The sequence below is a fragment of the Paenibacillus sinopodophylli genome, from assembly GCF_005930355.1.
GTDB lineage: Bacteria > Bacillota > Bacilli > Paenibacillales > Paenibacillaceae > Pristimantibacillus > Pristimantibacillus sinopodophylli.
Genome location: NZ_VDBO01000012.1, coordinates 59278 through 85162 on the forward strand (window position 1 = coordinate 59278; position 25885 = coordinate 85162).

Genomic DNA, 25885 nt, shown 5'->3' on the forward strand with positions numbered 1-25885 from the left:
ATTCTTCGGTATTGACCTATCCTATTGACCCTATGTATGATGATACAGCATACACAATGATGGCGCTTGCAGAAATCATACTCCTCGGATAAGTAAGACACCCTAACATGACCATCATTAGTAACTATTGGAGGGTTAAGAATGACAGTTATTGAGCAGAATGCCGTTGTATTATTTCAAGGGGACAGCATCACCGATGCCGGCCGAAACCGCAGCGATAGTGCTAACCTTGGTGCTGGCTATGCCAATTTAGTAGCGGCATTATTCCAAAGCAAATATCCCGAGAAGCAAGCTGCATTTCTAAACAGAGGCGTGTCTGGAGATCGAGTCGTTGATTTGGAACGCAGATGGGAAGAAGACTGCCTTTCCTTGAAGCCAACATGGTTATCCGTGTACGTGGGTATTAATGATACTTGGCGCCGCTATGACAGCAATAATCCGCTTAGCACCGAACAATATTATGTGACTTACCGCCGCTTGCTTCAAACCGCCAAGGAGCAGCTAAACGCTAAGCTCATTCTGGTTGAGCCTTTCGTGCTGCCTGTCAATGACAGTCAGAAGCAATGGCGCGAGGATTTGGATCCCAAGATCCAAGCGGTGCGCGAGCTTGCAGGCGAATTCAAAACGCTGTACGTTCCGCTCGACGGATTGTTCGCTCAAGCTGCTACTCAAACTGGACCAGCATATTGGGCGCCGGACGGTGTTCACCCGTCACCTGCAGGCGCCGCGCTTATTGCACATGCTTGGCTGCAAGCTGTCAAAGCATAATATAACGAAAGGAGCACTCCCCAGACATTCTCTGGAGAGTGCTCCTTTCCTATTAACGATCGTGCTTTTTCCTGCAATGGCGGATGGCTATTTTTACTCGTCAGCAGGGTAACGAAGTCCCCATTGTTTCCGAATTGCATCCAATGTGGTCATGATGGACAGCGTCTCATCCAGTGGAATAATTGAGCTCTCCAGCCTGCCCTCGCGCAGCGCATTCATCGCTTCTTCTGCCTCGAATGCATAGCCCTCTGCTTCACGGTTGTCAACGAAGGATTCAGCATCCGTATTCTTCACATGAAGGCTTGCCGACTTGCTGAATAGGAAATTGGGAACGTGAATATGTCCATTTGTTCCGTAAATATACGCGTCACTGACCATACCCAATTGTACAGCGCCATTAAGCGCAGCCGTACGCCCGCCCTCATACTCGAACAACAGCGAGAATTGCTCGTCTACACCAGTGGCGCCGATGCGGGCGCTGCTCGAAATTTTGGCAGGTGCTTCACCGTAGATTAACGACGCGAAGGATACCGGGTAAATACCCGCATCAAGCAGTGCGCCTCCGCCAAGCGCAGGATCTAGCAAACGGCTCTCCGGCGCCCAGCCAATATCAAAGCCGAAGTCTGCTTTCACTAAGCGAACCTCGCCGATTTTGCCTTCAGCGATCCATTCCATCACTTTACGAATCGGCGGAAGAAAGCGCGTCCACATTGCTTCCATCAGAAATACTTTGTTCTCTCTTGCTACTTCAATAATCTCCTTCGCTTCAGCCGCATTCATCGTAAACGGCTTCTCGCAAAGAACGGCTTTACCTGCACGCAGCAATTCTAGCACGTTTTCCTTATGTATCGGATGCAGTGTTCCTACATAGACAATATCTACATCCGCGTCTTGAGCAAGCTCCTCCACACTGCCGTAAGCGCGTGGAATATTGAATTGCTCGGCGAACCTCTCGGATTTCTCCAAGTTTCTCCCGCCAACCGCAACCAGCTCAGCACCGGCAGCATAAGCCAAATCACGGGCAAATTTAGATGAAATCCAGCCTGGGCCGAGAATTCCCCATTTAATCGTTTGTAGAGACATTAATCCATTCACTCCTCTGAATAAAATAATGAATTCTTTTCTACTATAGATTAAACGTGCTGGTAGAGCAAGAAAGCGAATACATATTTTACTGAGACTATCTTATCTACTTTGTGGTTTCGCGTATTAATGCTGCCCAGCCCCAACCCAATTAATCGCTCGTTTCAAGGCATTCTGATATTCCGGCAGCTGGAGAACATGCAAGAAATGCCCCGGCGTCAGAACGCATACGCGGCCATTTCCCTGCTCCCTTATCCATCCTGCTGGCTGCGTGCCATGCTCCGATTCTGATTGCAGAAACACCTTAATCCGCTCATCCAGCGTTTCCATGAAATAATGCTCATCATGCACCGTAAAGCTTGCTACCCCCGCAGTGACATCTAATTGCTCATCCGTACTCGTAATCGTCACGGGACACGCTTCGGGGTGATGCGTGAACACACCGCCAATCAGCTCATAGAATATAGGCTCATTTCGGTAACCGACTGTTCCAGCATGAAGCACAAGCAAACCTTTGCCACCCTCAACGTAGCTTCGGAATCCCTCCTGAATCTCTTGCGTCAGCCATGGCGATCTATCCTCAGCAGACAGCTCATTCGACTTAGCAAGCACAATTGCATCATACTGAGCCATCCACTCCTGCGACCACTCCGATGCTAGCTGAAGATAGTCCAACTGGTAACCATGCTCGCGCAGCAGCTCCAGTCCATCCATAATGAGCTTTCTAGGGTGCCAATAATCACCGCATATTACACCAATTTTCATTCCATACTCCCTCGCTTCCTAATTATAGTAAGCAGTAAATCTATCTAAAGTATAAACGCTTTCAGCGCATCATGCTCCCCTTATCATGAAATTGCTGAACCTATTACCGATGAGTCACTTTGGCAAAGACGAGAAAGAATAGCATTAATTCTGCCAAAATAATAGGAGGAGCAACGGTTAAGCCAATATTTACAGCATACAAGACGCCTAACAGTATTGTCAGTCCAATAATAATACTTAGCTTTGGTTTAAGATGCTTATAGCGATAGGCATAAAGGACAAACATAACGGACCACAAATACAGCAACACGGATGCGAATATAAATCCGACCATAAATCGGTAGTCAAGCTGGTTAAGGTACAACAGTTGAATGGAAGCAGCGATCATGCTCAATGACAAATAGATAAACAAATGTCCATACATAATCGTCTGACCAGCCGTCCGCTTCGCTTTATCCACGTTTTTCTCCACGTTCTCGAAATACTGCCACCAAATGCCGATGACCAGCACGAATGCCATTGCAGCAAACAATAGAGAAGAACTCGTCAGCTTATCAGACTGAAGCACGGCGAGCATGCTGATAACCGATTCACCTAACAGAATTAAAGTAAAGAGAGCGAATCGCTCTAATAAATGTGCAGTGTGCACTGGCGTTTTCACCAAATGCTTGCGGCCAATTAGCGGTACGAGAATATCAACAGCAATGCCGGCATACAGAATCGCGTAGCGAATCCACGAATCGAAGAAAAGAGAACATACAGATATGGCAATGCCCAGCCAAAAATACTTCCCGAAAAACTTTGCTGTTTCCTGTCTGTTCGAAACCTCAACTCTTTGCGTAATGACATATTGCAAGGCAGTCAGCGCCCTTGAGCCAATATAGCCGATAAAGAAAGGAATATAATACGAATCAAAATCTACATTCAAGCTGGCCGTCATAATCAATACAAAAAACAACTGAAGGATCATAAATATGCGATGAGAGGCAAGATCGCGTCCGAAGCGGTTGTTATAGACCGTTTGTCCAACCCACGCCCACCAGATTGGGATAAATATGAGTATAAATTTGAAGAGATGCTCTAGAGAAATCATGCCATGCTCAACATGCAGCAGCACATGAGTAGCTTTCGAAATCGCAGCCACAAACAACAAATCATAAAACAGCTCCAGCCAAGTAACCTTTTTCTCTTCCATGCCTCATGGGCCTCCCTCAGAGATTGCTTAGCTTACGGAAACCTGCTGAAAGCCGTTTCCACCGCAAACCAATATCTTTAATTGAAATATCTTAAATTAAAGATATATGATTTTTACTCCATTGTCAATGCGTAAAAAAACCAGATGCAAAAGCTCCATCTGATTCGGTACGGGCACTTGCGGCCCAAATCACGTCACCCTATCGTTTACAAAAACTGCTGCAGGTTGCGGAAGCTGATCGACAAGCTTTCGAACGGATCACGTCTGCATTCATCCTGCTCCACGACGTACCATTCTACTCCGATTTCTCTACACGCCTCAATAATGGCTTTGAAGTTCAAGTTGCCTTCGCCAATCTCCGCGAATACTTGCTCATAATTCACGATTTCCAAATCCTTGAGGTGTACGACGCCCATACGGCCTTTAACCTGATGAATGGCATCGACTGGATTAACCCCGCCAACATGAACCCAATACGTATCAAGCTCGAAGCCAACGACAGCTGGATCGGTTTCCTGCTGCAAAATATCCATGCCTGTTCGACCCTCGAACTTCTGATACTCGAACTGATGGTTATGATAAATAAACTGCAAATCATGCTCCTTCAGCCGTTGCCCGATCTCTCCTGCAATCCTAGCGAAGCTCGTATAACCCTCCGCGCTCGTTCGGTTCTCATCTGGCAAGCTGCCGAGACCTACGTATCTGCAATTCCAAAGCTTATGCTTTTGAACAGTCTGGTCGAAATCCTGAAGCAATGCATCCAAGCTCACATGCGTGGCGCAAATGCGTAGTCCCGCGGCATCCGCCAGTTCCTTAACTTTCTCAGGAGCGATTGGGCCTATTCCCGATACTTGGATCGCTTGATAGCCGATATTCGCCACTTTCTTCAACGTCTGCTCCAAGTCCGCTTCCGTCTTGCAGTATTCACGCAAGGTATAAAGCTGTACTGCGATATTCGAAATATTCATGACTTCACCGCCTACTTATTTTTGGATAAAACTTCATTCTTTATTCATAAGCTTATTGTAGCATTAGAGATGAAAGCGCTACTTTACTGAGATTAACCAACCTATGGCTGCCAATTGATTATGGTTGACCAATATCAACAAGCAACAAAATGAAACGGCTGTCGCCGTCCTGTGGCGACGCAGCGCGTTTCACTTCGAGAAATATAGAGAAAGGATGGCGAAATCATATCCTTTCCTATATTCCAAAAAAAGCGCAAGAGGTTTCATGCACAGTTGTGCATGATACATCCTCTTGCGCTTCTTGCCCTAGGCTGACTTAACCTTCAATCAGCTTCTTATAAGCATCTAATTGGCGCTGCAGTTCTGCAAGCACTTTGTCATAACCGGCCGTTTTCAGCTTACTGCGGAATTTCTCAACAGCTTGCGCTGGATCGCCTGCTTTTCCGTACGTGATCGCCGGGCCCATCTCGCCCGATACCTGCGTAATCGCCGTCAGTTCAGCCTCAACCGGCGTTTTGTCGAATACGAATTGGCCATATGGGTAAGGTTTTTTGATTTTATCGTATTCAGCGTACATTGTTTCTTCAAGCTGATCCCATGTCGTTACGCTAGGAATCTCAAACTTATCCATACGACCACCCCAGAAGTCCGCATAGAACGCATCCTTTGCCTCATCATAGCCTTCAGGCAGAACGCGCTTGCCATCCTTCACTTCGTACTGAACGCCTTCCATGCCGTAGTTAATTAGGTGGTAAATTTCCTCATCATTGCGGATCAAGTCATAGGCCATTAGTGCACGCTCAGGATTTTTGCTATGCGCACCGACCGAAGTTCCGCCATGCGTAATCGACAGCTCAGTAAGATTGTTGCCTCCTGTGCGGGCAAACGGGAACATTTGCAGCTCAGAGCCCGGTTGATCCTTATCCATCGTTACGCGCAAGCCGCCGAACGTTTGGGTATGATGCTGGTCCAGACCCGACAAACCGGCACGCAGTGCGGAGCGATTATCGTTTTTATTGTTCAGTACATCCTCCCGCCAGTAGCCCTTATCCGCCCAATCTTTCATTAATGATGCAAAATTTAGGAAAGTATCCTCGAATACAGGACTTACGATTGTGAACTTCTCGTCGTACGACTTAGTCGTGAACACCGGCAAGTATCCGGTAGAGATTGGAAGCTCCAGTTGATCCGTATACGATGAAGCATAGCCACCCCAAGTTGAAGTGGACGCAACAGCATCCCAAGGCACTACTCCTTCTTTGTTATCCTTTATGAATTGAAGATATTGGCCGATGCCCTCCCAATCCTTGATCGGCTCCGTAATGCCCGCTTCCTTCGCCCAATCGCCGCGGTAGAAGAAGCCATGGTTAACCCACTGTGTATAATCATTCTCTGGAATCAACACGATATTGCCATTGTACTTGCTCTCCGCCCAATCCTCCTCAGGAACAGAGTTCCATGTCTGAGGTGCATATTCCGGCAGCAAATCATCCAAGTTCATGAATGCGCCGCGCTGTGCGTTGCCCCATGTATCGAGCCAGTCCGTACCAATCGTGATCAGATCAATCGCTTCGCCGGATGCGAGCAGCAAATTGTACTTTGTCTGCCAATCCGCCCACTCTACCCATTTCCATTCGAGCTCCGCGTTGATTTTTTCTTTCATTTTTTTGTTTACTTCGGCCAGCACCTTCTCGAACTGCCCGTTCTTGGGCTTATCACCAAGTACGACGTAGCTGATTTTAACAAACTTCGAGGTATCCGCACCCTTGGTGCCATCCGTTGTAGTCGTGCTGCCCGTTCCCTCGTTTTTGCCGCCTTCTTTGTTCTCGCCATTACTTCCTGAGCATGCTGCAAGAGTGAAGATCATCATCATTGCAATCAACAGAGCGGAAACCTTCTTTACGCTGGACATTGCACTTCTCCCCTTTATGTTCATAAGTCGGGCATCGCCCGTTATGTGAAGTGGCCGAATTGCGGCCCGCGGCACATCAGCCTTTTACAGCACCAACCGTAATTCCTTTGATGAAATAGCGTTGTACGAATGGATAGAACAAAATAACAGGTCCTGTTGCCACAACCGCAGTCGCCATCTTCATGGATTCAAGCGGCATATCGCGAAGCTGCACGTTAGACGCTGCAGACGAATTGCGAATGAAATCAGCGCTCGTCACAACGTTGTACAAAAATAGCTGAAGTGGGCGGTACTTCATATCCGGAGAGAGGAACAGCATGGAATTGTACCACTCGTTCCAGTATCCAAGCGCAATGAACAAGCCGATGGTAGCAAGCGCTGGTGTCGTCATGGGCAGAATCAGTTTCAGAAAAATCGTAAAGTCGCCTGCTCCATCGATTTTGGCAGACTCCGTTATCGCATGCGGGATCGAGCGGACGAAGCTTTTCATCATGATAATCAGAAACGGACTAAGCAGTCCTGGCAGCAGCACTGCCAAATAATTATCCTTGAGTGACAAATATTGCGTCATAAGCAGGTAGAACGGAACGAGGCCGCCTGAGAACAGCGTCGTGAAATAAATGAAAAACGAGATGCCATTCCGGTAACCAAAATCCGGGCGCTGCAGCGCGTAACCCGTCATCGCGACGAGGAAGAGACCAAGCGCTGTTCCCGCGAGCGTAATGCCCATCGTAACGAAGTAGGAGCCGATAATGAGATCGGGATTCTCGAATACGATTTTGTAAGCAAAGGTGCTAAATTCACGCGGCCAGAAGTTAAAGCCATATTTCTTGATCGCCCCCTCCGCCGTCAGCGAAGTGCCGAGAACGAGCAAGAATGGGAGCAGGCAGCATAGTGCAAAAAACGAGATAAACAGATAGCCGAATAGCTTGACGATCGTTCCGCTCACATCCGTACGGATGCTCCGTGAATCTTCCCTATTTTCCATCGCTGGCACCTCCTAGAATAAAGAGTTTTCGGGTGAAGCCTTGCGGACGAGCCAATTGGCTGTCAACACGACAACAAAGCCGAATACGGATTGGTAAAGGCTGACGGCGCTGCCAATTGAGAAGTTAAAGTTGGTCATTAGTGAGCGGAATACGTACGTTTCGATAATGTCGGTCGTTGGATACAAGGCCGTGTTATTCGCTCCGACAAGGTTGAAGAACAGTCCGAAATTCCCTTTCAGAATGCCACCGAGCGAGAACAGCATCAGGATGATGAAGGTTGGCTTGAGCCATGGGAGTACGATATAAATGATACGCTGGAACGCATTGGCGCCATCAATTTCTGATGCCTCAATAATTTCATTGTCTAGTCCCATAATCGCCGCGAAATAAATGATAGACCCGTATCCAGTGGATTGCCACAGAAAGGTCAGTACGATGATGAACGGCCATATTTTCGGATCAGAATAGGTTTTGACCGGCTCCATTCCGAACGATTCCAGCATCGTATTCAAAATTCCGTAATCGTAGCTAAGGATGTTGTAGGCAATGAGGCCAATCAGTACAGCCGATATGAAATGCGGGAGAAACATGAGCGTTTGCGTCACTTTTTTGAACCATTTGCGTCGAATCTCATTCAAAAGAATAGCGACGAAAATTTGCAGCACATTACCTAGCACTATGAATACTAAATTATAGGCGACCGTATTGAACGACAATCGCCACAGGTCGCCGTTAATGACTAGGAAACGGAAATTGTCGAACGCGACGAACGGACTTTTGAATATGCCATCGGAGTAGTTGTAGTTAATAAACGCCAAATACAAGCCGGGCATCGGCAGATAGGCGAAAATAACGAAAAAAGCAATGGCCGGCAAGCACATAAGAAGCAGCGTTCTGTTGTTCAAAAAACGCTTCAGCTTGCCGCCACTCATTCGCTGCAGCTTTCTCTCCGGCTCACTTTGAGCTATACTCGTTTGCATCCTGTTTCCCCCTCGCAGTCATGGACTAGACGGATATGAACGAAATGGATTCCAGTTTTCCTTGTTGTTCACGATCAACCGCCTCTAACAGAATTGCCAGTTCTCCCTTGCCCCCTTCATACCAAACGCCAGGCAAATAGAAGGAGTCTGGACTGCCGCCCGTCAGCACTGGCCTGCTCTCACCACCTGGCAGCCATAGGCGGCCTACTATCTGTCCTGCTAGGAATAGGGTTAACTTCAGTCCAGTACCCGCCACCTTCGCCCGCCATCCTGATCCCGCTTCCGAATTGGCCGTTGAAGCATACAGCCATGCGGTCTCTCCTGGCTCCAGCATCACCGGCAATTGCACGGTATCCCCGCCTGATCGCTTGCTGTCTGCATGTGCCAGAAGCTCCGCTTCCTCTGCTCCCTGCACCGTCCAGTCCGCAGCCTTCAATCCTTCATAGACGTGTACCTGCCCTGATGGCAAGCCTAGCACTCGCTCAACAAATACAGTAAGAACAACAGCTTCGCCTGCCTTCACATGCTCAGATATGTCCACATAGGGATCGAATGGATGAATCGCGCCTACATCCTTGCCATCCACAAACAGCCGAGCTAATGATTGCAAGCCTTTAAAATGCAGCGTCCACGAGTTTGCTCCCTCAGCAGCACGAAATGTTCTCCGGTAATATTCAAATGCCGGATGATCGGGCGACATCCAGCCCCCAAAGCTGATAATCGGCCACATGCTGTCATCCAGAGGCTCAATGAGCTCCTTGCGTAAGCTTCGCTCCGATGCCCGGTATACACGCCAGTTCCCGCTAAGATTACGTACCTCTGTAATGGCTGATATCCCTCTCAAGCCTTTCATCGCATGAAGTCTGAGCCCTGGAAGCCGGGCGTCATCGAAATTGGAGTGTCCCCAAATTTCCACCCTTGCGTGCAGCTTGCCCTCTTGCAACGTGTGGACCAATGGCATGAAGACACTGCCTCCGCCAGAAGCTGCCGTTCCAACGTATTGCCCATCCGTATATAACGATATAACATCACTGCCCTGCCGGATGAGGTACCCTTGTACGATCTGTCCTCTCGTCCATGCGACAGAAGCTTCATAGCTGGAAAAACCGCGATATATGCCTGTCTCCTCTAAATAGTCGGCTTCACTCGAATCTGCACGACTAGCCGCTCTTGCCTCTGCCTCAAATGCAATCCATGACGAAGCTTGAAACCTGCTTAACGTCCATTCGCTTACTAACGGCTCAATTCGATTACCATAAACAAGTGGTTGTCCCTCTATGAAGTCGCCTTCCCCCGTTAATCCCTCCATATAAAGCGCTTTCACTCTATCGGTAATCAACAGCTTTATCCACGTTCCGTCCGCTGCGACGATTGTACAGCTGCTATCCTCCTGCCCATCAAAGCGAATGTTAAGATGTCCCTCAGACCTCTCTGCTGCTGCATGGATCGCATCTACACCTTTTGGTGTATTCATCCGAATCACGATCTCTCCGCTGCCATCCGAATGGAACGCGAGACTTGCTCCTTTTGCATCCGATTGTTCAGCGTGATACAGCTCAGCCGTCGAGCTTTGCAGCACACCCTCCAAGCCCCATAGGCTGAGTGGAACTTCGTAAGGAAGCGCTAGCGACCTGCCTGATCGAAGCGTAAAGCCGCCTTGCAGAGAATCGTTCGCATCGTTCACTTCGCCTGCAGCCTTAATGCTAATGTCTTTGTCCCGCTCATCCAAGTTGGTGACGAATAAGAGGCTTCCCCCGCCGCTAAGCTGAAGGGAGTAAGGTCCCGCGATTCCCTCACGATCTCCGGTTATTGTCCACGCGGATGATACCCCGCCTTCTGGCAATGCCTGTGCCAGCGGTGCGCCATACGCTGCAATCAATCGTCCCAGCAATCGCCCTTCATAGGCTTCCTCGCGAATATGTCCCTCCGGTGAGATCATCCCGCCAAAATCATAATCCGATGTCATGAATGCTAGTGGTTTGCCCCAGTTGTTCGTTGCGTTCGTAAAACCGAAGTCCGTACCTGATACCTGCAAATAGGGACCAAGCAGCTTCGCCCCGCAGGACAGTAGTCTTCTTAGCAAATAATGCGCTCTATTCGTTTCCGTTACAAGGAGCGGATATCCGAGACTCGTCAACAGCTGACCGTAATGCAGCACCTTCTCCTCAAACTCCGCATCCCGGTTATCCGGGTAAAAGTTGCAGCTTGGCACGATGTTGTCAGCAAGCCCCGACGCCTGCAGCACGCCGCCTTGTCCCGCACAAGCGAATAGCGGAACCGTAATGCCATGGCTGAGCGCCATATCCCGTAATGCACCAATGTACCCTTTGGGATCATGGCAGTCATAGAAATCAAGTTCGTTGTCGAGCTGAACGCCGATTACTGTACCGCCTTCACCTGTCTGCTGCTGTTTCAGCAGCGGCAAGACTTGATCGAACCACTTGGACACATAGCCGAGGAAGCCTGCGTCATTATCACGAAGCCTTACTCCCTTGGTCAGCAGGTAAGCCGGCAATGCACCGCCATCCCACTCGGAGCAAATGTACGGCCCAGGTCTAGCTACGACATACAAGCCAGCTTCCGCAGCCTGTGTGAGAAACGCGGTTATATCACGCTGACCGCTGAAATCCCATTGTCCTTCTGCCGTTTCGTGGAAGTTCCACGGGAAATATACGTCAATGCTGTTATAGCCGAACGCTTTGAGCTGCTCCATCCGCTCCCGCCACAGCGCCCTTGGAATTCGGAAATAAAACAATGAAGCGCAGAGCAATACTTGCGGTGTTCCCCCAATTCGTACGGCATCCGCATCGAAGCGTACGGCTGCTTTCGATTCCGTATTCAAAATCATATCGCACCCCCAAAAAAATCAACTTAATATACAAAATGAAACCCGTTTCATGAAACCCGTTACATTTTTAGGGAAAATAAATACACGCCATGACCGGTATAAACAGAACTCAATTCTGTACGGTACTCTGATGTGTATCGGGTGTGTTACGACTCTGTAGGAAGAAGCCATTCTAATCATGTAACGGGTTACATTCATTTCGGCGACACCATATGATTTGTTGACAACTTGATTTTATTCAGAAATGAAAGCGTTGTCAATATTTATTTTAGAGAGATAGATTAAGCGTTACATCCTTGATGGTGGGCGGGCTGTTGACTCCCTGACAATAAGCTCCGGCCTTACCTTTATACTCCTGCTGAATTTGTTTTTTGTAATCATATGGTGGAGCTGCTCAGCCGCATATCGGCCAACGTCATAGCATTTCAATGAAACGGTCGTTAGCTCTGGGATGCTGTTTGAGGCATACGGAATATCATCAAAGCCCACAAGAGACAGCTCCTCTGGGACACGAATACCCGCTTTATGAGCAGCCTTCATGACACCGATTGCTACAAGGTCATTCGCGCAAAAAATAGCCGTCGGACGCTCCGAATGCTCGAGCAGTCGATTCATGAATGCTGTTCCGCTCGCAACAGAAAAACCTCCATCCATTATCCATTCCTTACGTGTCTGCAAGCCGCTTCGCTCCATCGCTTTGAGATACCCTTTAATCCGCTGAATCGTGTTAGACATATGCTTGTACCCGCCAACGAATGCAATATGCTCATGACCAAGCTCGATGAGATGCTGCGTCGCAAGCTCTGCTCCCTCAAGCTCATCCGCATATACCCGAGTGATACCTCCGCCAGTTAGATTGCCGTTAATAAGCAGCAGCGGTACCCGTTTACTCGCTTCCACAACCTCGCAGATCGATTCCTTGCTTGGCTTCGCGAGATTGATTCTGCCTCCGATCATAACAATGCCGTCAACCTGCTTCTCCATGAGAATGCTCAAATATTGTGATTCGCGTACATACTGCTCTGCTGAATCGCCATTTGTCGACACCGTATCGCACAAAAAAAACGTATAGCCTTTGCTGCGCGCCTCTTGGTCTAGTCCAGCTAATAACGCTGGGAAAAATGGGTTTGTAATGTCTGGAAGAATAACGCCTATCATGCCCGTTTCCTTCTTATACAAGCTTCTCGCGAGCGCATTCGGCTGAAATTGATGTTTCACAATCAGCTCCATCACTCGCTCTCTCGTTGACTGTTTGACTGGTGCTGTGTTGTTGATAACGCGTGATACTGTGGCTACTGAAACGTTAGCTTCCCTAGCAATATCATAGACAGTAACCGGCTTGATAGCAGTCCCTCCTTTGTCCAAGGTTCATTCATCAGTAGAATAACAGACTTTCGGTCAAATAGGAACGAGCAGCTTTCCATTTCTGCAGCAAAAGCTGTGCAAACTTAGGCAGATTTGCCTATAGCCAGCACAGCTTCTCCAGATCATTCATTCACATCAACATAAGGCTTGCCGTCCTTGAACCGAACTAAGCCGATACAGGTTTCACGCAGCACACTTTTCTCCGGCTCCGCAAGCCGATGATACACCAAATACCATTCATTCCCGAATTCAGTAAGCGAGGCATGACCCGTTCCAACAGAGCTGACTGATTCCAAAGTCATACGGTTATCCTGCGGCACCTCGTAAGGACCGAGAATATGCTCGCTGAATGCGTACGCAATCTGATACCTTGGATCACGCGTATCGTAATTGCTCCAAGTCAGCCAGTATTTGCCTTCACGCTTCTGCATATGTGGCCCTTCATTGTAAACCGATATTTCTCCTTCGGTTCCGTCACTGCCTTTAGCTGCGTGAATCTGCAAGGAAAGCTCGACAGGAGCTGTCTTGAAGGTTACCATGTCGTCTTCAAGCGGCACGATCCAGCATTTCCCTTGACCCCAGAGCAAGTAAGGCTGACCATCTTCATCCACGAATAAGTCCGCATCAATCGACTGGCAAGCATACTCATTGCGAGTAATAAGCGGCCGATCCAGCATGTCCTTGAAGGGACCTAGCGGAGAATCAGATACAGCTACTCCAATCTGTGTTTCGGCAGAGAAATACATATAGTATTTGTCTTTGTATTTGGCGATACCTGGTGCCCATGCCTGCTTGTCTGCCCAACTGACATCATTCAGATCGAGCGCTAGATAAGGGCCGTCCCAGTTCACCAAATCCTTGCTGTGAAACACGTGGAATTTCTCGTACATCCAGCCCGCGCTATCCTTAGTTGGATATAAATAATAATCGTCTCCGTCTCTTAAGATGAACGGATCTGCCCAGAAACCGGGTAGAATCGGGTTAGTAAATGTCATACTCATACTCCTTCTAATAGCATATTACGCCGCTTGTTATTCTTTCACTGAGCCTAATGTAATACCGTGTACGAAGTAGCGCTGTAGAAACGGATAGATGATTAAAATCGGCAGCATCGTCACTACGATCTTCGCAGCATTAAACGTCCGTTGAGAAAAGTTGATCAGATCCTCTGGTCTTGTTGAAGAGGAAATAGACGGAGCGACAACAAGCTGCTGGATATACGTTTGCAGCGGGATATTATGCTGTTTGTTCATCAGAATCAAGCCATCAAAGAAAGCGTTCCAGTGGCCGACAATGCTGAATAGCGTTACCGTTGCAATCGCTGGCATAGCCAGCGGTACCGCAATGGTGACCAGCGTTCGCCATGGCCCTGCCCCGTCCATTTTCGCCGATTCATTAATTTCCTTGGGCATGCCCCGGAAGAAGTTCATTAATAGAATAACGTTGAAGATAGGGACAGCCGTTGGCAGCACGAGCGCCCATATCGTATCGGTCAGATGAAGACTTTTCACGACCATGTACCAGGGAATTAAGCCGCCGGTGAACATCATTGTGAATACAATGACCCACATATAAATATCTCTGCTTCGGAATTCAAGCCGTTCTTTGGCAAGTGGATAGGCCATTAGAATCGTCAGCACGAAGTTAATGGCTCCGCCCAGTAGCACCCGCTTAACCGATACGCCGAAAGCGTCAAAAAAGCGACTGTCCTTAAACATATATTCATAGGAATATAAGGTGAAATCGACTGGAAATAAGGTGACTGCACCGGATGCCGCTGCCGACTTGCCACTGAACGAAAGTGAAATAACGTATACGAGCGGCAGCAAGCATAGCAGTGTAATGAGCAGCATGACGAGCGTCAATATGATATCAGTAGTCCGGATTCCGCGGCGACCTGTTAGCGGCATGGGACACTTCCCTTCTGAATGCAATCATGCAAATTCTTGTTGCTGTTGTTTAAAATATCCGATAGCCCGCATACTTAGAAGCCAATCGATAAGATACGAAAATAAGTATAAATCCGACAACCGATTTCAATGCGCCCACGGCTGTAGCAAGCCCATATTGATATTGTACGAGTCCAATTCGATATACATAGGTATCAATAATGTCTCCAGATTCATAAACAAGTGGATTGTACAAATTGTAGATCTGGTCGAAGCCCGCATTCAGGATGTTGCCGATATTCAGCGTGGAAACCAGAATAATCGTCGGCAGTATGCCGGGAAGCGTAACGCTCCATATTTTGCGAATACGTCCTGCTCCGTCAATGGATGCTGCTTCATAGAGCGACGGATTAATGGCAGTCAGTGCTGCCAGAAAGATAATCGTATTGAATCCAAACTCTTTCCATACATCGCTTAGAACGATAATGACCGGAAACCAATCATTGCTTCCAAGAAAAAATATCGGCTCTCCCGCAATAGCCGTCACTGCTTGGTTGATAATGCCGTTCTGTGACAGCATATCGCTCAGAATGCCGGCTAGAATGACCCAAGATAGGAAGTGGGGCAAATAGATAATCGTCTGCATCCACTTTTTTATCCGACTGAACACGATCTCATGCAGAAGCAATGCCGTGCTTACCGGAACAATGATATTCATAACCATTTTCATTAGAGAAATAAATATCGTATTGAAAAAGATAATCTTGCTGTCGTCCAATTGGAACATGTACTTGAAGTTTTCAAAGCCTACCCATTTGGAGCCCCAAATCCCTTTAACCGGAATAAAATCCTGGAATGCAATCGCTATTCCGAATAGCGGGACTATTCCGAAAATAATAAGGAGGATCATGCCCGGCGCCAGCATTAGATGATAATGAATCGTATTTTTGGAATCTCGCAAAGCTCCCACTCCATCCTTAAACAAACTTTCAAGCTGAGGGACTGGATCACCGGTGGAAACCGGAATCCTGTCCCTTATGCTAGATATTTACTGCTTATTTGGCTGCTGCAGCGATTTCTTCCGTAATTTGGTCGCCGCCTTGCGATTTCCATTTTTCCACGAAGCCGTCAAAGGAATCAATCGGCTCGTTACCCATAATGATTTTTAAGAACGTCTCATCCTCCAGCTTGCGCAGGTTAGCCCATTTCGTACGCATCGTATCGGTTTGATCGTAATATACGCCAACTACGCGGTTGATTTGGTCATCCTTTCCAAGCGGCAGCGCACCGGTTAAGAAGGCATGCCTTTGCGACCATGCTGCCAAATCTTTTTTCGGATTTTCTTTGTCTTTCAGGTAGGAGTTGTAGATTTGCTTCGTTTCACCTTGCAATGTATCAGCAGATGCATTGCCGTCAATAACGTCTTGAACAAGCTTTGCTTTCTTCTCTTTGTCATCATAGTTGCTCACTAGGAGCGAGAACGGCATATTCATCCAACTGAATTCATCTTTCTCCACGATGCCTTCGCCTTGCAGTTGGTCAGCATCAAATTGCATATTCAACGTTTTCAATACTGCCTCAGGATGCTTGAAGCCTTTCTTCACAACGAGGTAGCGTGTTGTCGGTGAGCCCATATGTGTATTCATCTTGCCTTCTGAGCTAAGTGGAGACAGATAGGATACCCACTCTGCTTTCGAGTCCTGTGCTACGGAATCAGCCAGCATACCAAACGGCAGCCACCAAGGTCCGAAAAAAATACCTGCTTTTCCGCTGACAACCAGCTCATTCACCTGCTCACCTTTTTTCACGGCAAACTCTTTGTCAATAACCCCTTCTTCTACCCAGCCTCTTAGCTTGGCAAGCGCATCCTTCACTTCCGGTTGAATCGAGCCGTATGCTGCATTGCCGCTGGCATCCTTAACCCATAGCTGCGGATATGCATTGTAAGCGCCGAAGACCGAATCGAAGCCGAATACGCTTGTTCCAATATTGACAATTACTTGATTGCCGAGCAGACCTGAGGAACCTTTTTTGTCCATGAACGCTTTCGTCACGTTAATGATGTCATCCATCGTTTTCGGAGCTTCAAGTCCGAGCTCGTCCAACCAATCTTGGCGAACCCAAAGCAAGTTCTGCGCATCTGCCCCTGGGCTAACGTTAGGAAAAGCCATCAGCTTGCCGTCGAAAGTTGCCGAAGCAAGGCTGTAGCCGTCCGTCGAATCATAAGCAGCTTTGAGTGACGGCGATACGAAGTTCTCATACGTTGACGATAGATCTTCGATAAGGTCCGCATTCACAAGCTGTACAAGCTGCTGCTTGTCTACAGTCATCACGTCTGGGATATCACCAGTAGAAAGCGTAAGTCCGACCTTCTGCATATATGCGTCGCCTGATGTTGTAGCCTGCCATGCGTTCGTATACTTAATGTTCAGCTTCTCGCCGAAATAGCGGGTCAGCTCATTATCTTCAATGGTGGAGCCATCTGGAAGCTTAGGATCAACCGCGGCCTCTTTGCCAATATTAATCGTCACGGTCTCCGACATTGGCGCATACGGATCAGCTGGCTCAGACACGCTGCCCGAGCTGCTCGAATTCCCGCCATCGCTGCCTCCGTTATTCGTTTTTTCGTTATTTCCCGAACAAGCAGTAAGTACCATCAGTGCGCAAACGATGAGTATGCCTAACGTTTTTTTCATTTCTGCTTTTCCCCCTGCATATCGTTTATGGTCTACTGCCCCAGTATACGCCCGTTCTGCGAGAATGAGGGTCAGAACGATGTAGGCAGATAGGCGTGTTTTCGTAAACGTTTTCTTCATGCCATTAATTAGCCTGTGACAATAACCTACGTACCATCCGACAAACTTCACACCTTGCGCGCTACACGCCTATATGGCATTCCGATTGCGGAAATCAGAAGGAAGTATACCAATCTCCTGAAGAAACAGCTTGCTGAAATATTTCTCATCCTTGAAGCCAACAAGCTGCGCGATCTGATAGATCGGCGTATTCGTATGCACCAGCAGTTGCTGCGCCTTCGACATTCGAATTTCAGTCGCGTAATCATTAAAGGATTTGCCTGTCACATTCTTAAAGCATTGGCTGAAATACGTTCGACTCATATTCGCGATGCCCGCCAAATCATGCTGGCTGAAATTCATTTCCTCCTGCTCGTGCATGAATCGAATAGCTTTGTAGATAACACGAACGATATCATCGCCGTATTTGGATTTGCAGACAATGCTGCGCAGCTTCTTGCGCTCTTCTTCAAGAACTTCTTTCCATTCTTCCCACATTCGAAGCGGCTCCAACTTGAATATGAGCTGCATCGACCACTCCAACATGAGCAGCAATCGGCCATTCTCTAAAAATGCAGGGAATAGCAGCTTTTTGAGTTCTCCCATTGGCAGCCGCATCGCTACCGTTTCCTGGAGGAGAAGCTCGTATTCTTCATCACTGTATATCCATTCTGGTGAATTCCAGCGCAGACCAAGCCGTTCTTTCTCCGGCTCCATCCACTCATGTTCTTTGTCCGCTGCCCACTCCCAGAAGGTAACCCAATGTTTGTAGTCGTATAATAAGCCCGAAGACAAATAAGCATGCAGCCGGTCTACCGTTTCACCAAGTGTGATACCGCCTAAGCCATGCACAAGCACCGGCAGGCAGTTAGCCTGCTTAATATCTGTAATCAGCGTTTTCTCCTGCTCGGTGCCAAAGTTGTCCAAAGCGAAAAACCAGCAGTGACGTTCCAAGTAATGAATAACGTTGCTGGCCGAAAGCTTCTCTACAAGCTTGCGTGCCTGCTCGTCATCTCCGAGCTTCAGGACAACCATCGCACGGTCAAACAGCTTCTTATCTGGTAATTGCTTTTTGGCGTGTCTTTCCTCATAGGTACGTGAAATCCGACATAGCACCTCATCCATCGTATCCGTTTCCAAATCATTTTTGACTATATAATCAAGCGCGCCCATACGAATTGCTTTCTGAGCATACGCAAATTCCTCATGGCATGACAAGACAACGACCGATTTATCCGGGTACTTCTCGCTCATCGCCTCCATCAGCTCGAAGCCAGACATCTCAGGCATCATTAGATCCGTGAACACCATATCTACATCCTGCTGCTCCATCAGCTCTAGTGCCTTTCTGCCATTTCCCGCTTCTCCGACTACCTCCATTTTATATTTGGACCATGGCATGATTGAAATTAATCCACGCCTAACGAGCTTTTCATCGTCTACGATAATGACCTTCATAGTAGGTTGCCCCCCTTATCAATCGGCAAATGAATAGAAACGACCGTCCCTTTTCCAATTTCACTATCAATCGCGAGCTCGCTGCTGCCTCCCGTAAAGCTGCTGAGCGTCCTCTTCACATAATTCAGTCCAATGCCAAGACCCGACAAATTATTTTTCCGTGTATCCGATTCCAGCAGTTCCTTAATTTTCTCCGGGCTGATCCCATTTCCATTGTCAGTCACCTTTAACAGCAGTGTGTGATTCAACTCCTGTACGCTTACCTCAATGATACCCTTCTCATCCATCATTCCGTGATAAAGGGCATTCTCGACAATCGGCTGCAAAATAAATCGTGGCAGCGGAGTTGCAAGGAACGGCTCCGGAATGTCATACCGCACATCAAACTCGAAATCATACCTAATTCTCTGCAGCTCCACGTAATCGTTCAACGAATCAATTTCATCCTTCAATGTCACTATGGTGCCATCCTTCGCCAAGTTATACTTGAGCACCTTCGTGAACAAAGATAGAAAACGATCAATTTCGTGCTGTCCCTTCAAACGGGCAAGCCACTGCGCAGTGTTCAGCGTATTATACAAAAAATGGGGATTGATTTGCGCCATTAACTTTTCCATCTCAATATCCTGCTTCTCGCTTGCTTCCTTTGCGACCTCTTCAATTAAATCCTGGATTTTGTATTGCATATCCTTGAAATTATCAATTAAGAAATCAAATTCGCGCAACCCTGTCTTTTGAAAAAAGTCATTCGGCTCCTGGCTGATAAAGGAGGATATGCCCTTGCGTATGCGGTGCAGCGGAGCAATCACAACCTTCCAGGTTCGGAATGCGGACCAGATGCTAATCAACAGACCCAGTACGACGATAAAGGAATAACGCACGAACCAATCGCGGATTTCCTTCTGGTACTCACCCTTTTCGATAAATACGCCTAGTCGCCAGCCTTGGCTGCCTATCTCCTCATGATAGTAGTAATGATCCATCGAATTGGCATCATAGCGACTGCCGATTGGCGTCAGATCCGGCTTGTCGCTATATAGGATTATTCCGTCGTTGTCCATAAGCAAATGAGATACATTCATCCCATACTGCTCCTTGTTCAATATGTTCTTTATAACCTTCACATTGGTTTCTGCATAAATAAGCATTGGATTACGGGGATCAGTAGTGCCTCCTGCACTCCTTACAATGGAGAATACAGACGTATCGTTGTACTTATATAACGTAAGATGAGGTCCGTTATAAGTATGATCGGATTTAATAGAAAGCTTAGGTAAGCTGTCGAAATCAGGGTGTGAGCCTCTCGTTATATAGTTGTTGTAGAGCATCTCGCCTGTTGTCATGTCATAATACAGCACTAAACCAATTGTCGGATTCGAAGCGTTGAGTATCCCCATATTATGCTGAATCGCTGTCGTAAGCTGAGATTTCTCATACGTATCTTCGCTCGTCTGTAGCAATTTGAGGTCCTGACCAACGAAACCTTGATACGACATTTGCTGCGATACGTCATATAGATTGCCCAAGGTCTCTTCCACGCCTCCTCGGACTCGCTGCAAATTTTGTTCGATGCCTTTTTCTATTTTGTTATACAAAATGTTATAGATGGAATACACCGTCAGCAGCCCAACGAGCACTAGTGGAATGACCGAGCTGATGAGCAGCGTCCAATAGAGCTGGCCCCGCAATGTATCCCAGCCAAATAAACGTTTGATATATGTACTTTCCTTCTCCTCCACGCACTTCACCTGCTTATTATGTATTTGGACAACCACACTATATCATAAAAAATAGATTGTATAGTTATCGGCTTACGAAGCCGCGATATGAATCGATGCATGGTGAAAACAGCCGAAAGAGCAGACCGCCGCGGCAGCCTGCTCTTTTGGGTTGTGCTTTTCTACTTAGATAATGCCAGACACACCTGTGTATTCCAGTCCTACGCTGCAGTTTGTGCAACGTAATGACTTCTGAGCATGCTTGAGCTTTCCCTCTACTGTAGTTTCTGCAATGGGATCAGCGGATTTAGGTTTCTTTTACGGAAATTTATGTTTTTCATTGTACTTTATACAACGTAGCCCCTAGGTACTGCTGCTTATATAGGTTCTGTTGCACTTTGTGCAGCGTACCTACTACGATAGCGCAGAGCAAAACCAAGCTGAAGCTTTTTCACTCATATGATTTGACTATACAAGTGAGAGTTGAAGCTTTCACATCGACTTTGGAGTCGGCCCTTTTTTCAACTATGAGCAGCATTGGGTGCAAGGGACGGAGATGAGTTACTGCGTCTAACCGATACTCCATCTATCTGTCGACTACCCCCTTGCCGTTTTGCGCTCCTGACTCAGCTCATGTCTGCGCCGCAGCCACACGCCGATGCCGGCAGCGAACATAATCATGCCGGTGGCTACGAATATCCAATGGATGCCAACCGCTAGACCAAGCAGCCCGCCAATAAGCGGGCCCAGCATCGAACCGAATTGGTTCGCACTCGTCGTTAATCCGAAGGAGCGTCCTCGGAATTGCTCATCCGTGCTCTGCACGACCAGCGTATTCACAATTGGAGATATGCCTGCCATGAACAAGCCAAACACAAATTGCACGACCGCAAACAGCCATAGATCCTGCACAAAAAATTGCATACTAACAATGAAGCCCGCGCAAAGCAAACAGGTGATAAGAATTCGATGATAACCACGGCGCTCACCGAGCCTGCCCCATATTGGTGAGGCCAGTATGCCTGCGATTCCAATAAGAGAAAGAACAAAACCTGCTGACAGCACTGCCCCTTGCAGGCCGCCCTGAAGCTTCGCAATATGCAGCGTCAGCAGTGGCTGGATCATGTTAATAGAGAGCTGAAAGAGCGCAAGCAGTATAAGCATACTCATTAGAGCCCGGTTACGGAAAGCCATACGATACGTCACCGGTTTTTCCCGTTTTTTCTGCGTCTGAGGCTCTGTTTTTTTCTCCCTTACCCAAATAATAACCGCTACTGTCGCAATTAGGATGATGATAGCTGCTGCGACAAACGATCTGCGCAGGCCGAATGCCTGTGCCAGCAGTCCTCCGAACAACGGTCCGAGAATACCACCCGTCATCGCACCTGCCTGCATCATGCCGAGACTCCAGCCAAGCTTTTCTTTCGGTGCGATCGTAGCTACAATCGACATCGATGCCGGAACGAAACCGCCGACGAAACCGTGCAGCATCCGAACACCGACGAGCTGCCACGGGGTTTGTACAAAGGCAATCAACGCATAAATAAACGCTAAGCTAATGCCCGCCCGAATAACCATTTTCCGCTTTCCGTACTTATCCGCCAGCATGCCCCAGAGCGGAGCCATCACCGCTCCAACTAAAAACGCCGAGGAATGCACAATGCCCGCCCATAGGTTGACCGAGCTCTCCGGTACGCCAAGATCGAACAAAAACAACGGCAGGAAGGGCACGGACATCGTATAGCTTGAGCTGCAAAATAAAACGCCAAACCACAAAATCCACATTGTACGCTGCCATGACTGCAAACCGGTTAACCTCCTTGTACGCTTTAACTTTTTCCGATGCTCATACACTAATACCCACTATACGCCTCCTTTACCATTTGTTCAAAAACCACAAAGGGGCGCATAAACAAGGAAAGCAGCGGGAAATGTTCCTTAAATCAAGCGTAATAAGGTTTTTTGAACCTTGAGCAGCATTGGCGTTACAAGAGACCCTCATTCGGAACAAAAACTTGATTCAGTCTGCGGTATTCGCCAGGTGTCAACGCGGTTTCCCTCTTAAACAGCCGCGTGAAATACGTGCTATCCGCAAGTCCGCAAAGTGCTCCGATTGCTTTGAGGGGCAGCTCGGAATGGGCAAGCAGCCGCTTCGCGCGCTCAATCTGCAGATGATGCCGATACTGCATCGGGCTCATGCCCGTATATTGTTTCAAGCATCGCGCCAAATAGTCAAAATGATAATGAAGCTCACGTTCCATCTGTTCGGAATCGAATGGCTCCTCTAGACGGCTTTCCAAATAAGCAGCCACCTGCTCGCTCAGCGAATACGAGCGGGCTTGCGAGCTATTCCTGATTGTCCCTTTCTGCAAGGCAATAAGAAACTCCCCGAACAGAACCTGCAGCTCGAACGCACGCTGCCTTGTGAGCACCTGATGCAATTGAATCATCTGATTCAGAAGCGGAGTTAGCGTTCGCAAATCGACCGCTGCGAATTTAGGGATATGTATCGTTGATGGCGGGGGAACGATATCTTGATCCGTACGCCTAAGCAGCGGCTGCTGCCAGCTCGATTTCTCCATTAACAACCACTTCGAATCAGACTGTGGGTAGTCAAAATGAATCCAAAACACCTCCGTATCCAGCTCCGATGGCCGATAGCCGCGATGCGTTTTCCCTGGTTCCAGCACGAGCAGCATACCCTCAAGAACCTCGTAGCTAACGCCATCCTCTTCCATATATAGTGCACCTTTGGTGCAAACAAGCAGATCGAACACTTCAAATTGACGTTTGGCATGCATAACCCCAGGCTGCCATAGCGCATGTCCAACAGCAGCTAACAGTGGGAACGGCGGAGCTTGGAATTCAAGCATGAGCATCCTTGTCACTCCTTGATATAAGATGCCGAAATTGTACTATAGAAAGTCGAAATTGTCAGCTGTATCCATGATTCTAATCGATTAGAGTGGTAGATATCATCTTATTCATTTCACTCTACTGGAGGACTCCAATTATGAGATTTCGTCAAGTTCATCTCGACTTCCATACTTCTGAAGCCATTAAAAATATCGGCAGCGCTTTTGACAAAAAACAATTCCAAGACATGCTGAGGATTGGCCACGTCGACTCAATCACCGTGTTCTCCAAATGCCATCACGGCTGGGCTTACCACCCATCTGAAGCCAATGAAATCCACCCGCATTTGGCTTTCGACTTGCTTGGCTCGCAGATTGAAGCCGCACATGAGATTGGCGTTAAGACACCTGTTTACTTATCCGCCGGCTTAGACCAGAAGCTTGCCCGCAAATACCCGGAATGGCTCATTCGCGATCAGAATGAAAAAACGAACTGGTCGCCGAATTTCATGACACCTGGCTATCATCAATTTTGCATGAATTCACCCTACTTAGAAGTGCTCGCACTTCAGGTCCATGAGGTGGTCACAAACTACGATGCAGACGGTATTTTCCTTGATATTGTTGGCATTCGCGAGTGCTATTGTCAAAATTGCGTAACCGAGATTCGCAAGCGCGGATCTGATCCGCGGAGCCTAGATGATATGAAGAAGCTTTGGGAAGAAACCTATTTCAGCTATGCTCGTCGGATGAATGAAACCGTCCATGCCGTCAAGCCTAGTCTGCCGGTATTTCATAATAGCAGCCATGTCGACAGAGGCCGCCGAGATCTGGTTCATCTCAATACCCACTTGGAGCTCGAATCACTGCCTACCGGCGGCTGGGGCTATGACCATTTTCCATTATCAGCACGGTATGCGCAAACCTTGGGTCTCGACTTTTTAGGCATGACTGGCAAGTTCCATACCTCGTGGGGAGAATTTGGCGGATACAAGCATCCGAATGCTCTTCGGTATGAAGCTGCGCTTAGCCTTGCGAACGGTGCCCGCTGCTCGATAGGCGATCAGCTTCACCCAAGCGGGCTCATGGATCACGCCACCTATGCGTTAATCGGCGAAGCTTACAAAGAAGTTAAAGCGAAGGAGGAATGGTGCCTAGCTGCAGCATCCATAGCCGACATCGCGCTGCTGTCCGTCGAAGCTGCCTCCATACAGCCTGGCGGCAGAGCGATTGATGATCATAGCAAGCATGCCGATATCGGGGCAGTCAGAATACTGCTGGAGGGTCATTATTTGTTCGATGTGATTGATGTACAGGCTGATCTAGCTAAATATGCAGTCGTTGTGTTGCCTGATGCGATTACGCTAACCGAAGCATTAAAAGAGAGGCTGACCACCTTCTTGACCCAAGGAGGCAAGGTGCTTGCCACCGGACGCTCTGGATTATCGATGAATGGAACCTGCTTCGAGCTTGAATTAGGCGCGGAATGGAGAGGTGTTTCCTCCTCTATGCCCTCCTATCTCAAGCCGGCTTTTGAACTGCCGTCTCTTCGAAATGCCTCCTTCGTCCTGTATACCGAAGGGCAAGAGATTGCCTTGTCACAAGGAGGCATCTCTCACGGCAGCAAGGAAAACTCGTATTTCAACAGGGACTTGTTCACTTTCTGTTCTCACCAGCATACGCCCTCCGACTTGCAGGATGCAGGACCTGGCGTAACCGAAGGACCGGACGGCATCTATATCGCTTGGAATGTGTTTGAGGATTATGCGCTCAAGGGCAGCCTGCCCGTCAAAGAAATCGTTTGTTACGCGCTCGATCGCCTACTGCCGAACAAGCGGCTGCGTACAAATCTGCCTGCTCAAGGCATAACAACGCTTCAAGCCCAGCAATCACACAATCGATTCGTTCATCATTCGTTGTACGCATCTCCTGTTCGGCGCGGGCAACATGTCGAGGTGATTGAGGATCTGCCGCCCGTTTTGAATACGGAGGTTACCATTGCCCTAACTGAACCCGTGCGCGAGGTTTATTTGGCACCACAGAATACCCCGCTCCCGTTCACGCAGGAGAACGGCAGTGTACGTTACACCATTCCACAATGGTCATGCCATCAGATGGTCGTCTTACAGTGTTAGCCTTGTGCCACTATTTCTAATATAAAGCAGTGAGCAAATGCTCTTACAGCATCATTTCGAATTCACTCTTACGACAATCTGACCCCATAAGCGCACATTTTTAATCTTGATATCGGCTGCTATCCTGCTTATGTACAAGATGGGGAAGGCTTCATAGCTCCT

19 protein-coding genes are annotated in these 25885 nt (G+C 48.0%); 2 read left to right on the top strand and 17 right to left on the bottom strand.

The annotated features are described in order from the left end of the window. Nucleotides 1–141 precede the first annotated feature (141 nt). Nucleotides 142–768 (top strand): SGNH/GDSL hydrolase family protein, encoded by a 627-nt coding sequence (locus FGT79_RS25260; protein ID WP_138755618.1) that lies wholly within the window; start codon nucleotides 142–144, stop codon nucleotides 766–768. Nucleotides 769–861: 93 nt separating this feature from the next. Here the strand turns inward: FGT79_RS25260 and FGT79_RS25265 are convergent, their stop codons facing one another. The 17 genes from FGT79_RS25265 to FGT79_RS25345 form a co-directional block, all read right to left on the bottom strand. Then, nucleotides 862–1851, bottom strand: coding sequence for a Gfo/Idh/MocA family protein (locus tag FGT79_RS25265; RefSeq protein ID WP_138755619.1), 990 nt, complete (start codon nucleotides 1849–1851; stop codon nucleotides 862–864). Nucleotides 1852–1977: 126 nt separating this feature from the next. Next, nucleotides 1978–2616, bottom strand: a complete 639-nt coding sequence (locus FGT79_RS25270; protein WP_138755620.1) for a ThuA domain-containing protein — start codon at nucleotides 2614–2616, stop codon at nucleotides 1978–1980. A gap of 103 nt (nucleotides 2617–2719) precedes the next feature. After that, nucleotides 2720–3811, bottom strand: coding sequence for a low temperature requirement protein A (locus tag FGT79_RS25275; RefSeq protein WP_138755621.1), 1092 nt, complete (start codon nucleotides 3809–3811; stop codon nucleotides 2720–2722). A 206-nt stretch (nucleotides 3812–4017) separates the two neighbouring features. Then, nucleotides 4018–4779: a sugar phosphate isomerase/epimerase family protein gene (locus FGT79_RS25280; protein WP_138755622.1), complete on the bottom strand. Its 762-nt coding sequence runs from the start codon at nucleotides 4777–4779 to the stop codon at nucleotides 4018–4020. Between the two features lie 316 nt (nucleotides 4780–5095). Then, nucleotides 5096–6691 (bottom strand): DUF3502 domain-containing protein, encoded by a 1596-nt coding sequence (locus FGT79_RS25285; RefSeq protein ID WP_138755623.1) that lies wholly within the window; start codon nucleotides 6689–6691, stop codon nucleotides 5096–5098. A gap of 76 nt (nucleotides 6692–6767) precedes the next feature. Beyond that, nucleotides 6768–7679 carry a carbohydrate ABC transporter permease gene (locus FGT79_RS25290; protein ID WP_138755624.1) on the bottom strand — a complete coding sequence of 304 codons (912 nt, stop codon included), beginning with the start codon at nucleotides 7677–7679 and terminating at the stop codon, nucleotides 6768–6770. A gap of 12 nt (nucleotides 7680–7691) precedes the next feature. Further along, nucleotides 7692–8612: an ABC transporter permease gene (locus tag FGT79_RS25295; protein WP_246096623.1), complete on the bottom strand. Its 921-nt coding sequence runs from the start codon at nucleotides 8610–8612 to the stop codon at nucleotides 7692–7694. Between the two features lie 73 nt (nucleotides 8613–8685). Continuing rightward, nucleotides 8686–11508: a beta-galactosidase gene (locus FGT79_RS25300; RefSeq protein WP_138755626.1), complete on the bottom strand. Its 2823-nt coding sequence runs from the start codon at nucleotides 11506–11508 to the stop codon at nucleotides 8686–8688. 288 nt (nucleotides 11509–11796) lie between these two features. Beyond that, nucleotides 11797–12852, bottom strand: coding sequence for a LacI family DNA-binding transcriptional regulator (locus FGT79_RS25305; protein ID WP_138755677.1), 1056 nt, complete (start codon nucleotides 12850–12852; stop codon nucleotides 11797–11799). 143 nt (nucleotides 12853–12995) lie between these two features. Continuing rightward, nucleotides 12996–13868 carry a family 43 glycosylhydrolase gene (locus FGT79_RS25310; RefSeq protein WP_171056443.1) on the bottom strand — a complete coding sequence of 291 codons (873 nt, stop codon included), beginning with the start codon at nucleotides 13866–13868 and terminating at the stop codon, nucleotides 12996–12998. A 36-nt stretch (nucleotides 13869–13904) separates the two neighbouring features. Then, a complete protein-coding gene (locus FGT79_RS25315) occupies nucleotides 13905–14783 on the bottom strand; it encodes a carbohydrate ABC transporter permease (protein ID WP_138755628.1) in 879 nt (292 codons plus the stop codon). 49 nt (nucleotides 14784–14832) lie between these two features. Continuing rightward, the gene (locus FGT79_RS25320) at nucleotides 14833–15723 is read right to left on the bottom strand and encodes an ABC transporter permease (RefSeq protein ID WP_138755629.1); all 891 of its coding nucleotides are present in this window, start codon (nucleotides 15721–15723) and stop codon (nucleotides 14833–14835) included. A gap of 94 nt (nucleotides 15724–15817) precedes the next feature. Continuing rightward, on the bottom strand, nucleotides 15818–17458 hold the full coding sequence (locus tag FGT79_RS25325; RefSeq protein WP_171056444.1) for an extracellular solute-binding protein: 1641 nt from the start codon (nucleotides 17456–17458) through the stop codon (nucleotides 15818–15820). Between the two features lie 189 nt (nucleotides 17459–17647). Continuing rightward, complete coding sequence (locus tag FGT79_RS25330) at nucleotides 17648–19015, bottom strand: response regulator (protein WP_138755631.1); 1368 nt, start codon at nucleotides 19013–19015, stop codon at nucleotides 17648–17650. Beyond that, nucleotides 19012–20754, bottom strand: coding sequence for a sensor histidine kinase (locus tag FGT79_RS25335; protein ID WP_138755632.1), 1743 nt, complete (start codon nucleotides 20752–20754; stop codon nucleotides 19012–19014). Before FGT79_RS25335 ends, FGT79_RS25330 begins: the two co-directional genes overlap by 4 nt. Nucleotides 20755–21330: 576 nt before the next feature. After that, nucleotides 21331–22539, bottom strand: a complete 1209-nt coding sequence (locus FGT79_RS25340) for an MFS transporter (protein WP_246096616.1) — start codon at nucleotides 22537–22539, stop codon at nucleotides 21331–21333. Nucleotides 22540–22718: 179 nt separating this feature from the next. Next, nucleotides 22719–23612, bottom strand: a complete 894-nt coding sequence (locus tag FGT79_RS25345; RefSeq protein ID WP_138755633.1) for an AraC family transcriptional regulator — start codon at nucleotides 23610–23612, stop codon at nucleotides 22719–22721. Between the two features lie 134 nt (nucleotides 23613–23746). Here FGT79_RS25345 and FGT79_RS25350 point away from each other — a divergent pair, with 134 nt between their 5' ends. After that, entirely contained in the window at nucleotides 23747–25723 is a 1977-nt protein-coding gene (locus FGT79_RS25350) for a beta-galactosidase trimerization domain-containing protein (protein WP_138755634.1), read from the top strand. Nucleotides 25724–25885 lie beyond the last annotated feature (162 nt).

Bases quoted from the DNA above. Each gene is read 5' to 3' on its own strand.
- FGT79_RS25260 (WP_138755618.1), top strand. From the start codon at position 142: ATGACAGTTATTGAGCAGAATGCCGTTGTATTATTTCAAGGGGACAGC.
- FGT79_RS25265 (WP_138755619.1), bottom strand. From the start codon at position 1,851: ATGTCTCTACAAACGATTAAATGGGGAATTCTCGGCCCAGGCTGGATT.
- FGT79_RS25270 (WP_138755620.1), bottom strand. From the start codon at position 2,616: ATGAAAATTGGTGTAATATGCGGTGATTATTGGCACCCTAGAAAGCTC.
- FGT79_RS25275 (WP_138755621.1), bottom strand. From the start codon at position 3,811: ATGGAAGAGAAAAAGGTTACTTGGCTGGAGCTGTTTTATGATTTGTTG.
- FGT79_RS25280 (WP_138755622.1), bottom strand. From the start codon at position 4,779: ATGAATATTTCGAATATCGCAGTACAGCTTTATACCTTGCGTGAATAC.
- FGT79_RS25285 (WP_138755623.1), bottom strand. From the start codon at position 6,691: ATGTCCAGCGTAAAGAAGGTTTCCGCTCTGTTGATTGCAATGATGATG.
- FGT79_RS25290 (WP_138755624.1), bottom strand. From the start codon at position 7,679: ATGGAAAATAGGGAAGATTCACGGAGCATCCGTACGGATGTGAGCGGA.
- FGT79_RS25295 (WP_246096623.1), bottom strand. From the start codon at position 8,612: ATGAGTGGCGGCAAGCTGAAGCGTTTTTTGAACAACAGAACGCTGCTT.
- FGT79_RS25300 (WP_138755626.1), bottom strand. From the start codon at position 11,508: ATGATTTTGAATACGGAATCGAAAGCAGCCGTACGCTTCGATGCGGAT.
- FGT79_RS25310 (WP_171056443.1), bottom strand. From the start codon at position 13,868: ATGACATTTACTAACCCGATTCTACCCGGTTTCTGGGCAGATCCGTTC.
- FGT79_RS25315 (WP_138755628.1), bottom strand. From the start codon at position 14,783: ATGCCGCTAACAGGTCGCCGCGGAATCCGGACTACTGATATCATATTG.
- FGT79_RS25325 (WP_171056444.1), bottom strand. From the start codon at position 17,458: ATGAAAAAAACGTTAGGCATACTCATCGTTTGCGCACTGATGGTACTT.
- FGT79_RS25330 (WP_138755631.1), bottom strand. From the start codon at position 19,015: ATGAAGGTCATTATCGTAGACGATGAAAAGCTCGTTAGGCGTGGATTA.
- FGT79_RS25345 (WP_138755633.1), bottom strand. From the start codon at position 23,612: ATGCTCATGCTTGAATTCCAAGCTCCGCCGTTCCCACTGTTAGCTGCT.
- FGT79_RS25350 (WP_138755634.1), top strand. From the start codon at position 23,747: ATGAGATTTCGTCAAGTTCATCTCGACTTCCATACTTCTGAAGCCATT.